This window comes from Kitasatospora sp. NPDC087861 (assembly GCF_044742585.1).
Lineage (GTDB): Bacteria > Actinomycetota > Actinomycetes > Streptomycetales > Streptomycetaceae > Kitasatospora.
Window position 1 is genome coordinate 67,724 of record NZ_JBIUUS010000018.1, and the last position, 13,618, is coordinate 81,341.

Annotated in this window: 14 protein-coding genes and 1 pseudogene; 9 read left to right on the forward strand and 6 right to left on the reverse strand. The window is 73.9% G+C overall.

Features of this window, described 5'->3' with window-relative positions:
• Positions 1-4 precede the first annotated feature (4 nt).
• Positions 5-874, forward strand: a complete 870-nt coding sequence (locus tag ACIOJE_RS24695) for a carbohydrate kinase family protein (RefSeq protein WP_280684723.1) — start codon at positions 5-7, stop codon at positions 872-874.
• A gap of 152 nt (positions 875-1,026) precedes the next feature.
• On the opposite strand, the gene polX is transcribed toward ACIOJE_RS24695, so the two are convergent.
• Positions 1,027-2,754, reverse strand: coding sequence for a DNA polymerase/3'-5' exonuclease PolX (polX, locus tag ACIOJE_RS24700; RefSeq protein WP_400778877.1), 1,728 nt, complete (start codon positions 2,752-2,754; stop codon positions 1,027-1,029).
• A gap of 247 nt (positions 2,755-3,001) precedes the next feature.
• On the opposite strand from polX, the gene ACIOJE_RS24705 reads away from it, so the two are divergent.
• From ACIOJE_RS24705 to ACIOJE_RS24715, 3 genes are all read left to right on the forward strand, one after another.
• A complete protein-coding gene (locus tag ACIOJE_RS24705) occupies positions 3,002-3,688 on the forward strand; it encodes a hypothetical protein (RefSeq protein ID WP_280684721.1) in 687 nt (228 codons plus the stop codon).
• A 118-nt stretch (positions 3,689-3,806) separates the two neighbouring features.
• Positions 3,807-4,424, forward strand: a complete 618-nt coding sequence (locus ACIOJE_RS24710) for a helix-turn-helix domain-containing protein (RefSeq protein WP_280684720.1) — start codon at positions 3,807-3,809, stop codon at positions 4,422-4,424.
• A complete protein-coding gene (locus ACIOJE_RS24715) occupies positions 4,421-5,746 on the forward strand; it encodes an MFS transporter (RefSeq protein ID WP_280684719.1) in 1,326 nt (441 codons plus the stop codon). The genes ACIOJE_RS24710 and ACIOJE_RS24715 overlap by 4 nt, the downstream gene beginning before the upstream one ends.
• Before the next feature lie 246 nt (positions 5,747-5,992).
• Here the strand turns inward: ACIOJE_RS24715 and ACIOJE_RS24720 are convergent, their stop codons facing one another.
• Positions 5,993-6,970 carry a DMT family transporter gene (locus tag ACIOJE_RS24720; RefSeq protein WP_280684718.1) on the reverse strand — a complete coding sequence of 326 codons (978 nt, stop codon included), beginning with the start codon at positions 6,968-6,970 and terminating at the stop codon, positions 5,993-5,995.
• A 308-nt stretch (positions 6,971-7,278) separates the two neighbouring features.
• Here ACIOJE_RS24720 and ACIOJE_RS24725 point away from each other — a divergent pair, with 308 nt between their 5' ends.
• The gene (locus ACIOJE_RS24725) at positions 7,279-7,542 is read left to right on the forward strand and encodes a dsRBD fold-containing protein (protein WP_280684717.1); all 264 of its coding nucleotides are present in this window, start codon (positions 7,279-7,281) and stop codon (positions 7,540-7,542) included.
• Positions 7,543-8,055: 513 nt separating this feature from the next.
• Here the strand turns inward: ACIOJE_RS24725 and ACIOJE_RS24730 are convergent.
• Positions 8,056-8,943: an alpha/beta fold hydrolase gene (locus tag ACIOJE_RS24730; protein ID WP_400778880.1), complete on the reverse strand. Its 888-nt coding sequence runs from the start codon at positions 8,941-8,943 to the stop codon at positions 8,056-8,058.
• Between the two features lie 97 nt (positions 8,944-9,040).
• Here ACIOJE_RS24730 and ACIOJE_RS24735 point away from each other — a divergent pair, with 97 nt between their 5' ends.
• Positions 9,041-9,496, forward strand: a complete 456-nt coding sequence (locus tag ACIOJE_RS24735) for a MarR family winged helix-turn-helix transcriptional regulator (protein WP_280684715.1) — start codon at positions 9,041-9,043, stop codon at positions 9,494-9,496.
• A 109-nt stretch (positions 9,497-9,605) separates the two neighbouring features.
• On the opposite strand, the gene ACIOJE_RS24740 is transcribed toward ACIOJE_RS24735, so the two are convergent.
• Entirely contained in the window at positions 9,606-10,595 is a 990-nt protein-coding gene (locus ACIOJE_RS24740) for a YafY family protein (RefSeq protein ID WP_280684714.1), read from the reverse strand.
• Positions 10,596-10,687: 92 nt separating this feature from the next.
• On the opposite strand from ACIOJE_RS24740, the gene ACIOJE_RS24745 reads away from it, so the two are divergent.
• Together ACIOJE_RS24745 and ACIOJE_RS24750 are read left to right on the forward strand one after the other, a co-directional pair.
• Positions 10,688-11,086 carry a VOC family protein gene (locus tag ACIOJE_RS24745; RefSeq protein ID WP_400778883.1) on the forward strand — a complete coding sequence of 133 codons (399 nt, stop codon included), beginning with the start codon at positions 10,688-10,690 and terminating at the stop codon, positions 11,084-11,086.
• 105 nt (positions 11,087-11,191) lie between these two features.
• A pseudogene (locus tag ACIOJE_RS24750) lies at positions 11,192-11,299 on the forward strand (IS481 family transposase); the annotation flags it as partial.
• A gap of 75 nt (positions 11,300-11,374) precedes the next feature.
• Here the strand turns inward: ACIOJE_RS24750 and ACIOJE_RS24755 are convergent.
• A complete protein-coding gene (locus ACIOJE_RS24755) occupies positions 11,375-12,298 on the reverse strand; it encodes an AEC family transporter (RefSeq protein WP_400778885.1) in 924 nt (307 codons plus the stop codon).
• A gap of 196 nt (positions 12,299-12,494) precedes the next feature.
• Between ACIOJE_RS24755 and ACIOJE_RS24760 the strand changes: the two genes are divergently transcribed.
• On the forward strand, positions 12,495-12,953 hold the full coding sequence (locus ACIOJE_RS24760) for an HD domain-containing protein (protein WP_280684711.1): 459 nt from the start codon (positions 12,495-12,497) through the stop codon (positions 12,951-12,953).
• A 226-nt stretch (positions 12,954-13,179) separates the two neighbouring features.
• Here ACIOJE_RS24760 and ACIOJE_RS24765 read toward each other — a convergent pair whose 3' ends face one another.
• Positions 13,180-13,554, reverse strand: coding sequence for a transglycosylase SLT domain-containing protein (locus ACIOJE_RS24765; protein ID WP_280684710.1), 375 nt, complete (start codon positions 13,552-13,554; stop codon positions 13,180-13,182).
• Between the last annotated feature and the right edge of the window lie 64 nt (positions 13,555-13,618).

Below are 13,618 nucleotides of genomic sequence, written 5' to 3' on the forward strand. Positions count from 1 at the left end.
GGGGGTGCTCGGCGACCTCGTCGAGGACATCGTGGTCTGGGTCGACGGCCCGCTGCGGCACGGCACCGACTCCAGCGCCCAGGTGTTCCGGCGGCGCGGCGGCAGCGCCGCGAACGTCGCGAGCTTCGCCGCCGGTCAGTACCCGGCCCGGTTCATCGGCTGCGTCGGCGCCGACGCGGTCGGGGACGGCATCGTCGCCGAACTGACCGGCCACGGCGTCGACGTACGGGTGGCCCGGCGCGGCCAGACCGGCAGCATCGTGGTCCTCATCGACCAGGTCGGCGAGCGGACCATGCTGCCCGACCGCGGTGCGGCCAAGCTGCTGGAGCGGGTGCCGGACGAGTGGCTGGCCGGCCTGACCCACCTGCACGTGCCCGCCTACTCCTTCGACGGCGAACCGGTCGGCCGCTCGGCGGTGGACGCGCTGGCGCGGGTCCGGCAGACGGGTGGCACCACCTCGGTGGACGCCTCCTCGACGGGCATGCTGGAGCAGTTCGGGCGGGAGCGGTTCCTGGCGCTGCTGGCCGAGTTGGCGCCGACCTTGGTGTTCGCCAACCGGTCCGAGGCGGAGTTCCTGGGCCTGCTGGTGGGCGGGCTGCCGGGGCCGGAGCGGGCCAGGCTGGCGGCCACCACGGTGGTCACCAAGGCGGGCGCCGAGGCGACCACCGTCGACGTGCCCGGGGCGGCGCGGTTCACCGTGCCGGTGCCGCCGGTCAGCGAGGTGCGCGACCTCACCGGCGCGGGGGACGCGTTCGCCGCGGGGTTCCTCGCCGGGTTCCTGGAGACCGGCGACCTGCACCTGGCGGCCGGCCTCGGGCACCGCAGCGCGGCCCGGGTGCTGGCCACGCCGGGGGCCTCGTTCGCGGAGCGGTGACGCGGGTGGGCGGCCCCCGGGCGAGGGGCCGCCCACGGCGGGTGCTGGGCGCGGCGGGGGCTGTCCACGGCGGGTGCTGGGCGTGGCGAGGGCTGTCCACGGCGGGGCCGGCCATGGCGCGGGGTGCTCCCGGCGAGGGCCGCCCAGGGTGCTCAGCGCAGCGCGTCCTTGCGGAGGAAACGCTTCAGTCGCTGCCACGGCCAGGTGTTGACCACGTCCTCGGCGGTGAGCCAGCCGCGCTGCGCCGTGCCGATGCCGAAGCGCGGGTAGCCGAGGTGCCCGGTGGCATGGGCGTCGCTGTCGATCGCGAAGCGGACGCCGTGCCGCTTCGCCCGCAGGACGTCCTCGTCGCGCAGGTCGAGCCGCTGCGGGGAGCTGTTGATCTCGATCGCGGTCCCGGTGCGCCCGGCGGCCGCGAACACCGCGTCCAGGTCGACGTCGATCGGGCCGCGGCGGCCGATCCTCCGGGTGGTGAGATGGCCGATGACGTGCACGTACGGGTTCTCGCAGGCGCGGATCAGACGGCGGGTCTGGGCGGCGCGGTCGGCGGTGAAGTGCGAGTGCACGGAGGCCACGCAGACGTCGAAGCCGGCCAGGAACTCGGGCGGCCAGTCCACGCCGCCGTCCGGGCCGATGTTCAGCTCGGTGCCGTGCAGCAGGCGCAACCTCTTGTGCCGGTCGGCGAGTTGGCGCAGCTTCTCGCGTTGGGCGAGCATCTTCTCGTCGGTCATCCGCTGCATCACCAGGTCCGGCGCGTGGTCGGTGACGGCGTAGTAGGAGTAGCCGCGGGCGGCTGCGGTGTCGATCATCTCCTCCAGGGTGGCCAGCCCGTCGGTCAGGTCGGTGTGCGTGTGCAGGTCGCCGCGGAGGTCCGACTCCTGGACCAGGTCCGGGAGTTCACCGCGCAGGGCGGCCTCGATCTCGCCCCGGTCCTCGCGCAGCGGCGGCGCGATCCACGGCAGGCCGAGCGCCGCGTACACCTCGCCCTCGGTGGCGGACACCACCTTGGCGCCGCCGTCGACCTCGAACAGCCCGTACTCCGACAGCTTCAGCCCGGCCCGGACGGCCATCGTGCGCAGCCTGATGTTGTGCGCCTTCGACCCGGTGAAGTAGACGAGCGCCGCGCCCCAGTCCTCCTCCGGGACGACCCGCAGGTCCACCTGCACGCCCCCGGTGGTGCGCACCGAGGTCTTGGTCGGCCCGCTCGCGATCACCTCGGCCACGTACGGGAGTTCGGTGAGCGCGGCCATCAGCGGGGCGGAGTCGGCGGCGGTCGCCAGCACGTCGACGTCGCCCACCGTCTCGCGCATCCGGCGCAGCGAACCCGCGTACGTGCAGCGGGTGCAGCCGGGGACGGCGGACAGCGCGGCGACCAGCTGCTCGGCCAGTTCGGTGGCCGCGTCGAGCAGCGTCCGGCCGCCGGACTGCCGCATCAACTCGATGCCGTGCAGGATCTTCTCGCCGCTGCGCTCGCCGAAGCCGGTCACGTCGGACAGCGTGTCGGAGCGTACCGCCTCGGCCAGGTCGTCGACGGAGGCGATGCCGAGGTCGCGGTAGAGGGCGAGGGCGCGCTTGGGGCCGACGCTGGGCACGGCCATCATCTCCCGGACCCCGGACGGGATCATCGCGCGCAGGGACTCCAGGGCGGTGATCCGCCCGGTGGCGAGGTACTCGGCGACCTTCTCGGCGGTGGACCTGCCCACGCCGGGGATCTGCCGCAGGCCCTTGACGTCCAGGCCGGCGAGGTCCTCGGAGTGGCCGCCCACCGCCCGGGCGGCCTTCTCGTAGGCGCGGGCCCGGAAGGCGTCCCCGCCGGTGATGTTGATCAGGTCGGCGTACTCCTGGAGCAGCTCCCGCACCTGGTCGTTGAGCCGGGGCATGGGGTCAGTCTAGGTTCGGCGGTCCGGCCCTGCTCGTCCCGGCCCGCCCCGCTCGCGGGGCCTGCCCCGCCGGTCGGCGGGTGCGGGACCGGCCGCTCGGCGGGGGGCGGCGTCCGGTTCGTGTCCCGGAGCCGGATTGTCATCGGGGCGGGTGGGGTTCAGGCTGGCGGGAGGGCCTGGGAAGCGGCCCGCGCGGGTCGGCCGCAGTACTGATGACGGCCGCCGGCGATGCACGAGGGGCAGGGCGATGGCACGCGGGAAGCTCTGGGGCTATGTCGCGTCGGGGGCCAGGGCGCTGGGCGCCCTCGGCGGGTCGGGCGGGCCCGGTGGCAGGGCGGTGGGCGAGGAGGCCGGGCCGTTCCATCCGGGTGCGATGGCCACGCCCCGGACGCTGTCCCGGCCGGAACTGGAACGCGTTCGGTGGACCGGCCGACTGGCCGGCTGCGAGCCGCAGGCGCGGCACGTCCAGGTGGCCGAGCTGGTGCGCCGGGTGGTGCGCGGCGGCGGCCGGGCGGCGGCGGTGACGGTCCAGGTGGCGCCCGGGCTGCCGGTGGTGGCCGGGGACGCGCGGCGGCTGGAGGCCGCGCTCGCCGGGCTGGTCGACCACGCGATCCGGCGCGATCCGCTCGGCGGGCGGGTGCTGGTCCGCGCCGGGATGGCGGGCGGGTCGGGCGCGGCCGCGGCGGCGCTGCGGTCGGCGGGGCTGAGCGGCGCGGCGCTGCCGCGCGGGCGGGTGGAGATACGGGTGTCCGACCGGGGGTCGTCCGAGCTGCCCGGGGCACGCGAGTGGCTGCTCGCGGGCGTGCGCGCCGACGGGCCGGTCGGGCCCGCCCTGCACAGTCTGGTGCTGGCGGCGGGCGGGCGGCTGGCGGTCGAGACGACGCCGGGCGGCGGGCTGACCGTGGTGCTGCTGCTGGTGGTCGCGCACGACTGACCGTTCCCGTTCCCTTCGGGGCCTCCGGCGGGGCCGTCGGACGACCCCCGTTCGAACCGCAAAGACTTCTTCGCAAAAACCCTTTGCAAAGAACCCTTTGCGGTCCTACGCTCCTGCCATGACCGATGAACGCGGCTGGATGCACAGTGACGACCCGCAGATCGTCCTCACGGCCAAGGGCATGAAGGCGATGGCCCACCCCGTGCGGATGCAGCTGGTCGGGCTGCTGCGCAAGCGCGGCCCCTCCACGGCGACCAGACTCGCCGAGCAGCTGGGGCTCAACTCCGGGGCCACCAGCTACCACCTCCGTCAGCTCGCCGCCGCGGGCTTCGTCGAGGAGGATCCGGAGCGCGGCAACGCCCGCGAGCGGTGGTGGCGTTCGGCGCACACGCTCACCGTCTGGACGGGGGACGACCTGGCCGACGAGGAGCCGGAGACGGCCGTCGGCTTCCTGCGGTCCGTCCTCACCGCGCACGCCCTGGCCGCCCAGCGCACGATCGACGCCTTCGAGACGATGCCGCGGGAGTGGCGCAAGGCGGTCGACCTCGGCGACATGGTGCTCCGCCTCACGCCCGAGGAGTCCGAGCAGTTGGCCGGCGAGCTCTCCGCCGTGGTACGGCGCTACCGCCGGCTGGACGCGCAGGGGCCGGTCCCGGAGGGCGCCGAGCAGGTGTCCGTGGTGGTCCACGTGCTGCCCGACCCGACCACGGACACCGCGGAGGGGGAGTCCCGGTGACCACCGCCGTCGACGCGCCCGCGCGCAGCCTCCGTCCGCTGGCCGGGGTGCTCGCCGCCACGGCCGTCTCCCTGACCGGGACACGGGTCTCGGCCATCGCCCTGCCCTGGTTCGTCCTGGCCACCACCGGCAGCGCCACCATGACGGGCCTGGTCGCCTTCGCCGAGATGGCGCCGTACGTGCTGGTCAAGGCGCTGACCGGGCCGCTGGTCGATCGGCTCGGGCCGCGCGTGGTGTCCTGGACGACGGACGCGGTGAGCGCGGTCGCGGCCGGGCTGGTCCCGCTGTTGCACGCGCAGGGGCTGCTGCCGTTCGGGGTGCTGCTGGCGGTGGTCGCGGTGATCGGCGCGATGCGCGGGCCCGGAGACCTGGCCAAGTCGGTGATGGTCCCGGAGGCGGCCGACCACGCCCGGGTGCCGATGGAGCGCGCCACCGGCCTCTCCGGCGTCACCGAACGGCTGGCCTCCACGGTCGGCCCGGCGATCGGCGGAGGGCTGGTCGCGGTGACCGGCCCGATGGCCGGGCTGGTGGTCAACGCCGCCACTTTCGCCCTGGGATCCCTCGTCATCGCCTTCGCCCTGCCGCGCGGCATGGGGCGCTCGGCGGCGCCGACCGCCGCCGGCGCGCAGGGGGCCTCGGCCGAGGCCGAACCGGCCGGCTACTGGCGGATGTTCCGCGAGGGCTTCACCTTCCTGCGCTCCGAGCCGCTGCTGCTCACCGTGATCGTGATGATCGGCATCACCAACCTGCTCGACGCCGGGTTCATGACCGTCCTGACCCCGGTCTGGGCGCGGGAGTCCGGCAACGGCCCGGCCGCCATCGGCCTGACCGCCAGCGCCTTCGGTGTCACCGCCGTCGTCGGCAGTCTGACCGCGGCCGCCGTCGCCCACCGGCTGCCCCGGCGGACGGTGTTCTTCGCCGGGTTCCTGCTCGCCGGGGCGCCGCGCTACCTGGTGCTCGCGTTCGACGCGCCGCTGTGGGTGGTGCTCACGGTGTTCGCGGTCGGCGGCCTCGGCTCCGGCTTCCTCAACCCGATCCTCGGCGCGGTGCTCTTCGAACGGGTGCCCCGCCCCCTCCTCGGGCGCGTCCACGCCCTCAGCGACTCCCTCGCCTGGGCAGGCATCCCCCTCGGCGGCGTCCTCGCCGGCGCGGCGGTCGCCCTGGTCGGGCTGATACCCACCCTGCTCGCCGGCGGCGTCCTGTACTTCGCCACCACCAGCCTGGCCGGGCTGCGGCCGGAGTGGCGCGAGATGGACCGCCTGCGCGGCCGCCCGGGCAGCGCCGTCGAGCCCCGGCCGGAGCCGGTCCCGGCGCGCTCGTAAGGCGGCCGCCGTTCGTCGGCAGACCGCCGCTGTTCGGTCGAAGGAGGCTGTGCGGCGACGGCCACGGCGAGCGGGGCGGCGACCGCCGTACCGAGTACGGTCAGCGCGGCGGGCAACCGGCGGCGGGCAGGCCCGGCTGGCGGGCGCGGACCAGCCGGCGGGCGCGGACCAGACAGAGCACGCCGACGCCCGAGACCACCCCGCCGGCCACGGCGTCCGCCTGGGCGCTCCAGCACGTCCGTCCGCCTAGTCGCCGTTTCGGGGGCTGTTCCCGGTGCCGGTCCCTGGCCCGTCGCCGGTGCTGTCGCCGGTGCCGGTGCCGTCCTCGGGCCGTTCGTCCTCCGGCGAAGCCCCGATCGTTTCCAGGGTGTCGCCGGCGCTGCCCGGCATCGCCGGGTGGCGGCCGATCACGACCACCCCGATCACGATGGCCAGCAGTCCGACCGACTCCCAGGCCAGCGCGCCCGGTGTCACCCGCAGCCGGTCGCCGAGGAAACCGACCGCACAGGCGATCCCGGACAGCGGCTGGGCGGCGGTCAGCGCTGGCAGGGACATCCGCAGCGGCGCGGCCTCGAAGGCGCTCTGCACCAGCAGCAGCCCGACCACGCCCGCCGCCACCACCGCGTACGGCTGCCAGCTGCGCAGGACCGCATCCAGCCCGCTGTGGTCCAGGCGCTGGGTGGTGGTGCGGGTCAGCGCGTCCTGAAGGCCGTAGAGCAGACCGGCGGCGAGGGCCAGCAGCGTGGCCTCCTCGAACAGCGGCAGCCGCCGGGCCAGTGAGACCAGCAGCAGGGTCAGCCCGACCACCGTGCCGACCACCAGCCAGTGCCGCAGTTCCCCGGCCGGCGCTCCGCCGCCGGTGGGCTGACCCGCCACGATGAACGCCGTCACCCCGAGGCCGAGCAGCAGCACGCCGATCCAGCCCGAGCGGCCGAGGGTCTGACGGGTCAGCACCCGGGAGAGCGCCATGGCGAACAGCAGATTGGTCGCGAGCAGCGGCTCGACGAGCGAGACCTCGCCCTGGTTGAGGGCGAGTGCGGAGAGGATCAGTCCGCTCACCATGAACCCGGTGCCGAGCAGCCACTCGGGCATCCGCATCAGGTCCAGGAGCAGCCGCCAGCGCAGCAGGTCGGCACGGGGCGCCCGCTGCGCCGCGTGCTGCTGGAGGACGAATCCGAGGCCCAGGCAGCAGGCGGCGCCGAGGGCGAGGAGGAAGACCGCCACGGAGGGACCACCCGGTTGTCACTGCCCGCGCCGCGCCGGCGGGTCCGGGCTTGGTCGGCGGTCGCGGCGCGTTTCCGTCAGCGTACCGCCGGGGCGGTGGCGAGGCCCGGTTGGCGGCGCCGGAAGCCGGGGCGGGTCGGCGGAGTCACGGCGGGTCGGCGGAGTCACGGGGGGCCGAGGCGGGCCCGGGGCGGCCGCGCTTGCCGCCCCGGGTGCCACAGGCGCACGCTGGTGTGAGCGGCCGACACCGCTCACCGCCCGTGCCGGTCCGGACAGGTGCGACGGGGGCCGTTGCCAGGAGGTGTGGCATGCACAACCAGTGGGACGTGGAGCTGAGCTTCGAGGAAGACGGTGTACACACGGCCTGCGAGGCCAGACTCACCGGAGCCAGGGCGCCGGGCCTGAGCGCGCACGGCGAGTCCGTGAAGAGCACGGAGGACCGCCCGCTCGCCCGGATCGGCGAGGAGGTCGCGGCCTCCCGAGCCCTGGAGGCACTGTCCCGCAAGCTGCGGGCCCAGGCCACTGGGGAGATCGACGACGAAGGACACCGTCCGGGATACCTGATCTACTGACCGCCGCCGCCCGGCGGGTGACCGAGTTCGGCAGAGCCAACTCGCTCTCGGCGCTGGGTACTCGACGCCCCTGTCCGAGTTGACGGACAGGGGCGCCGTCATGCCGCAGGCCCGGTGGGTGGGAGGGATCTGTCTCCGGATGGATCCGTCCCGGGGAGGAAGTCTCCTCTTTCGGAGGCCCGTGGGGCGTGTGAGCGTGTGGTGTGCCCCGCAGGACCGGTGGCGCATCACCCAGACCCTGCCCCGCTGACCGGCAGACCTCCCAGGGCAGACCTCCCAGGGCGGACCCGCAGGCCGACCATCGCGGCGTACCGCCAGTCGGCCCGATCCGGCACCTCACGGCGAGGCTCGGCACGATCGGTCAGGGTTCGCCCTGCGCAGAGCAGCGCCGGCTCCCGGTCCCGTCGCCCGGATGGCTCTTGTCCACCGGCATGTTCGACAGAGCGAAGCCACCGCCGCTTCGTTGGCGGCTCCGCCGATGCACCACCGGCACTGGTCGGCCGCGTCAGGGGGTCAGGTGCGTGTGGCGGCGAGGAATGCGGTCAGCCGGGGGTTGACCTCCGGCGCGCCCGCCATGGGGAGGTTGTGGTGGGAGAGACCCGGGAGGACGGCGACCGTCGCCTCGGGCAGGGCCCGGCGTGCGGCCTCGGCGACCTGGGCGGCGCGGTGGGTGCGGCTGTGCTCGGCGAACAGGGCGAGGGTCGGGGTGGTGAGGGTGCGCAGGCGGTCGGGGCCGGGGCGGGGCCCGGTGATGACGCGAGCGGCGGGGAAGTCGGCGTACCCGAGGGCGTAGACCTCCCGCCAGTCGGCGTCCAGGCGGGGGCCGCCGCCGGTTTCCCAGTCGAGGTAGGAGCGGGCCCGGGAGGCGTCGCGGCGGGGGAGGAAGAGCGGCAGCGCGCGCAGCAGGTAGCCGGGGCGGAAGCCGGCGAAGCACTGGGTGGGGTCGAGGAGGGCGAGCCGGCCGACCCGCTCGGGCGCGTGCAGGGCGTACTCCAGGGCGATCCAGCCGCCGTAGGAGTGGCCGCAGAAGTCGGCCCGGGGGACGCCGAGTCGGTCGAGGACGGCGTCCAGCCAGCCGAGCAGTCCGGGGACGTCGGTGAGCGCGACGCCGTCGTGGACGCTGCGGCCGGGGTCGCTGATCAGGTCGAGGGCGAGGACGCGGTGCCCGGCGGCCGTCCACGCGGCGACGTTGGCGAACCACATGGTGGAGGTGGCGCCGCCGCCGTGCAGGAGGACGAGGGGGCGGCCGTCGCGCGGGCCGCAGGCGTTGATCCGGGTGGTGCCGTGGGGGGTTCGGACGGTGTGCGGCTCGACCGGGACGGGCCAGCGGGCCAGCAGTGCGTCGTAGGCGGTGAGGAAGGCGGCGGTGCGGGTGGGGGAGCCGGCGGTGCGGGCGGACATGATGGGCCTCCGCGGGGATGATGGAATCACTCGCTGCACAAGTATCTCGCTCAACGAGAGAATATTGGCACATGCGTGCCGGAGGAAGGACGAGAGGGTGTCCGAGGCTGAGGATCCGCTGCGACTGGTCCACCTGCTGCGCGGCCTGACCGTCGAACTCGACCTGTTCGGAGCCGAGTTCGCGGCCCGCAACGGTCTGCATCCGACCGATCTGCGGGCGCTGATCCACCTGCTGGACGCCGCCCGGGCCGGCCGGGTGGTCACCCCGGGCCGGCTCGGGGAGGCGCTGCGGTTGAACTCGGCGGGCACCACCAGCCTGGTGGACCGGCTGGAGCGGCTCGGGCTGATCCGCCGCGAGCGGGACCCGCAGGACCGGCGGAAGGTGCGGCTGGTGGTCGAGGAGCGGGCGATGGCGTTGGGCCAGGGCTTCTTCGGCGGGCTGATCGGCGATCTGGTCGCGGAGATGGGGCGGTTCGACCCGGTGGAGCTGGCGACGGCCCGGCGCTTCCTGGAGGCCATGACCGAGGTGGTGGCCGCCGCCAGACGGGAGTGACCGGCGGGGTGTCAGAACCAGGACTCGCCGTAGTGCGGCCCTGGGTGCTCCTCGCGCAGCAGGCAGATGCTGGGGTCGCGCGGAGGCTCCGGCCCTTGGTTCCTCGCTGTCAGGCTTGGCGGGCGGAGGACGCGAGGCGATCGGCGAGCGCGATGACGAGGTCGCGCAGTTCATCGGGGCGCTCGATGACGAACGGCCGGTCGAGTGAGGCGAGTGCCGGAGGCAACCAGTCGAGCCGCTCCGCCCGTAGTTCGACGCGCAGCCAGCGCTCGGTCGCCCGGTCCTTGCCCGCCGTGGGCGCCTGCTCCTCCAGGCTCGCGACGCTGGCGGGAAGGTGGGCGCGGATCTGCTCGACGGTCCCGTGGATCCGCAAGGTCACCTCATGCCGGTACTCAGCCGTGGCGAACCCTGACAACACGCGCTGGGCCGGATCGGGACCCACGGGCGCCTCGAATGAGCCGGGCAGGGTCCTCGCGTCTGCGATGCGATCGAGCCGGAAGGTTCGGTCCTTGCCGATCTCGGGGTCCGCGCCCGTGACGTACCACCGGCCCGCATGGGCGACGATCCCGTACGCGTGCAGAGTGCGTTCGCTGCGCCGGCCGTCGCGGTCGGTGTATCTGATCGAGACCGGTCGGCGGTGGCGTACCGCATCGGCGATGGTGAGCAGGACCCCGGCGTCCGGGGTGGCGAACTCACCGGGCTGATCCGTGAAGGCGAGAGATTCCAGGAGTGTGTCGAGCCGGCGGGCGACGTGCTTGGGCAGCACCCGCCGGATCTTGGCCGACACCGTCTCGCTCGCCGTGCGCTCCGCCGTCATCAACCCTGTTCGGCGGCCGGCGACCAAGCCGAGCAGCACGGCCAGCGCCTCGTCATCGCTGAGCATGAGCGGAGGCAAACGGTACCCGGGGGCGAGCCGGTACCCGCCGTAGCGGCCGCGCACCGACTCCACGGGCACGTCAAGGTCGATCAGATGATCCACATACCGCCGCACGGTGCGCCCATCAACGCCGAGACGGTCGGCGAGTTCGGCCACCGTCCGGGTGCCGCCCGACTGCAGCAGCTCCAGGAGTGTCAGCACGCGGCCGGTGGGTCGAGGCATGTGCACAGCCTAAGGCGAATACAGGACCGATTCTGTCCACTATTTCTCCTAGCCTGCGATGTGCAGCGACCCCATCAGCTAAGGAGATCACCATGGACTTCGTCTCGATCCGCATCATTACCGGCGACGTCGCGCGCCTCGTCGAGTTCTACGAGCGAGCCACGGGGGTGCAGGCGATGTGGGCCACCACGGACTTCGCCGAACTCAAGACCCCCAACGCCACCCTCGCGATCGCCGGCACCCGCACCGTACCGCTGTTCGCCCCGGGCTCCGCACGCCCGGCGGCCAACCACAGCGTGATCACCGAGTTCCGCGTCGACGACGTGGACCGCGTTCACCAGAACCTGACCGGCTTCGTCACCGACTTCGTCAACGAGCCCACCACGATGCCCTGGGGCAACCGGTCGCTGCTGTTCCGCGACCCCGACGGCAACCTCGTCAACTTCTTCACCCCCGTCACCCCGGAGGCCATCGAGAAGTTCGCACGTTGACGCCAGGCACAGCCGCTCACGCGGGAGCCTTGAGATCTCAGGGTTCCCGATGAGCGCGTCCGCCGAGTCCAGGAGCGCCGACCGCAGGGGCACCGGAACGCACCGCTGACCCCCGAGGGGCGTCTGCGGTTGTGCCTGCGGATCGACGCTGGCCGGCCGAGCGCGCACGTCGCTGCCGAGGCCGGGCTATCGCGCCGCTGCCTGGCCACGTGGTACGGCTTGCGGGGGACAACTGTCGTGCCCGGTACGGGTGGCGGTCACCTGCCGGGCGGAACCGCCGGACAAGTCCTACGGCGCGAGGGACCAGCTGATCACCGAGAGGGTCGCCATCGACAGCAGGGTCGACCAGAGCACCACGTCCCGGGCGAGCCCGGCGCTCTGCCCGTACTCGCGGGCGTAGACGTAGACGTTCTGTGCGGTGGGCAGGGCGGAGAAGAGCACCACGGTGAGCAGTTGGTGGGCGGGCAGGTGGAGCAGCGGGCCGGCCACCGCGAAGGCGGCCAGCGGCTGTATCAGGGTCTTGATCAGGACCGTCAGTCCGACCTCGGCGTGGCGTGAACGCCCGGTGGCCGGCGGGCGGTTGTGCAGCGACATGCCGAGGGCGACCAGGGCGGTCGGCACGCCGGCGCCGCCGAGCAGTTCGCAGGAGCGGTTCAGTTCGGCGGGCAGGTGCAGGCCGGCGGCGGAGGCGGCGGCGCCGAGCGCGGTGGCCAGCAGGATGGGGTTGCGCAGCGGCAGGGTGAGCAGGGCCCGGCGCCCGGCCGCGCCGCTGTCGAGGACGGCCAGGACGGCGGGCGTGACCACCAGGATCTGGAACAGCACCACCGGCGCGACGAAGGAGGCGTCGCCGAGGACCTGCATGGCCACCGGGATGCCGAGGTTGGCCGAGTTGACGTACCCGGAGGCCATCGCGCCGATCGCCAGCTCGCCGGACTCGCGCCGGAACAGCAGGCGCCCGGCGAGCAGTCCGAGGCTGATCGCGAGGGCGGTGCCGCCGGCGAAGGCGAGTATCGACGGGTTGGCGAACCGTTCCAGCGGGGTGCGGACGATCATCAGGAACAGCGCGGCCGGCATCGCCACGTGGAAGACGAACCGGTTGAGCACCGGCTCCGCGTGCGGCCCGAGCAGCCCGGTCCGGCCGACCAGGTAACCGACACCGGTGAGCGCCCAGATCGGGGCGAATCCGGACAGCAGGGGGTGCAGGGAGGGCATGGTTCCTCGGATCACTCGGACGGTCTGCCGGGTGGCGCGGGGATCGCCCGCCCCGGGGCAGTAAACCAGCGGGCGCGAACGGGCCGACCACGGCCCTGGGGCTCGTCCCACACTTCGCGTCGCATCAGCGCGCGGCGGGAATCGTGAGACGAGCTCTGGGCCGAACCGATGCCGACCACGGGCCTACGATGAACCGATGGAGCCCGAATACCTGAGTCTGGCCGAGGTGGAGGCGATCGCCCGCCGTGCGCACGAGGGGCAGGTCGACAAGAACGGCCACCCGTACGGCGAGCACATCGCGGCGGTCGCGCACGGGACGGCCGCGCGCGGCGGCAGCGACGCCCAGATCGCGGCGGGGTGGCTGCACGACACCGTCGAGGACGACCGGCTGAGCCGGGAGTGGCTGGCGGGGGCCGCGCTGCCCGAGGCCGCCAAGTCGATCGTGGATGCGCTCACCCGGCGCCGCGACGAGCCGGTCGAGGCGTACACCGCGCGCATCCTGGCCACGCCCGGCGCGCTGCTGGTCAAGCGCGCCGACCTCGCGCACAACTCGGACCCGGCGCGGCTGGCCACGCTGGACGCCGCGACCGCCGAGCGGCTGGCCGCCAAGTACGCACGGATGCGGGAACTGCTCGGGCTCACCGGCGAGCTCTGAGCGCGGGGGGCGGAGCGAGCCGGGTCGGCGCGCCCCGGCTGGGTCGGCCGGACGGGCCGGGGAAGAAACCAGGAGAGGGCCCGGGAGAACCACGAGAGGGCCCGGGCCACGCGGATCGCGCGGGCCCGGGCCCTCTGGGGTCACCCCGGTGATCCCTGTCCGACCCCCGGGGTGAGGGGGGAGTGGTCAGGATGCGGGTGGAGTCAGGTGAGCCGAGTCGGTCGGCTTAGTACCAGTGGTGGGTCTGCCAGAAGTTCCAGGCGGCGTTCGGGCTGCCGTAGCGGGAGTTCATGTAGTCCAGCGCCCACTTGATCTGGGTGACCGGGTTGGTCCTCCAGTCGGAGCCGTGCGTGGCCATCTTGGAGCCCGGCAGTGCCTGGGCCAGGCCGTACGCGCCCGAGCTGGGGTTGGTCGCGGTCACGTTCCAGCTGGACTCGTGGGCGATGATCTGGCTGAACGAGGCCAGCTGGTTGGCCGGGACGATCTGGGCGGCCAGGGCCTTCGGGGAGGCGGTGGCGGCGTTCGCCGTGGCGGGCAGCACGCCCGCACCCAGTGCGGTCAGACCGGCGGTGCCGGCCAGAACAGCGGCGGAAGTGCGCATACGGAGCTTGAAAGTGGGCATGAAGAACAAGACCTCAATCAGGTTGGGCCGGGTCACGCCCCGC

What these genes read in the sequence shown, in the direction of transcription:
- ACIOJE_RS24755 (WP_400778885.1), bottom strand. Translation starts at nt 12,298, where the DNA reads ATGCCCTCCCTGCACCCCCTGCTGTCCGGATTCGCCCCGATCTGGGCG.
- polX (WP_400778877.1), bottom strand. Translation starts at nt 2,754, where the DNA reads ATGCCCCGGCTCAACGACCAGGTGCGGGAGCTGCTCCAGGAGTACGCC.
- ACIOJE_RS24705 (WP_280684721.1), top strand. Translation starts at nt 3,002, where the DNA reads ATGGCACGCGGGAAGCTCTGGGGCTATGTCGCGTCGGGGGCCAGGGCG.
- ACIOJE_RS24730 (WP_400778880.1), bottom strand. Translation starts at nt 8,943, where the DNA reads ATGTCCGCCCGCACCGCCGGCTCCCCCACCCGCACCGCCGCCTTCCTC.
- ACIOJE_RS24740 (WP_280684714.1), bottom strand. Translation starts at nt 10,595, where the DNA reads ATGCCTCGACCCACCGGCCGCGTGCTGACACTCCTGGAGCTGCTGCAG.
- ACIOJE_RS24745 (WP_400778883.1), top strand. Translation starts at nt 10,688, where the DNA reads ATGGACTTCGTCTCGATCCGCATCATTACCGGCGACGTCGCGCGCCTC.
- ACIOJE_RS24765 (WP_280684710.1), bottom strand. Translation starts at nt 13,554, where the DNA reads ATGCGCACTTCCGCCGCTGTTCTGGCCGGCACCGCCGGTCTGACCGCA.
- ACIOJE_RS24760 (WP_280684711.1), top strand. Translation starts at nt 12,495, where the DNA reads ATGGAGCCCGAATACCTGAGTCTGGCCGAGGTGGAGGCGATCGCCCGC.
- ACIOJE_RS24710 (WP_280684720.1), top strand. Translation starts at nt 3,807, where the DNA reads ATGACCGATGAACGCGGCTGGATGCACAGTGACGACCCGCAGATCGTC.
- ACIOJE_RS24725 (WP_280684717.1), top strand. Translation starts at nt 7,279, where the DNA reads ATGCACAACCAGTGGGACGTGGAGCTGAGCTTCGAGGAAGACGGTGTA.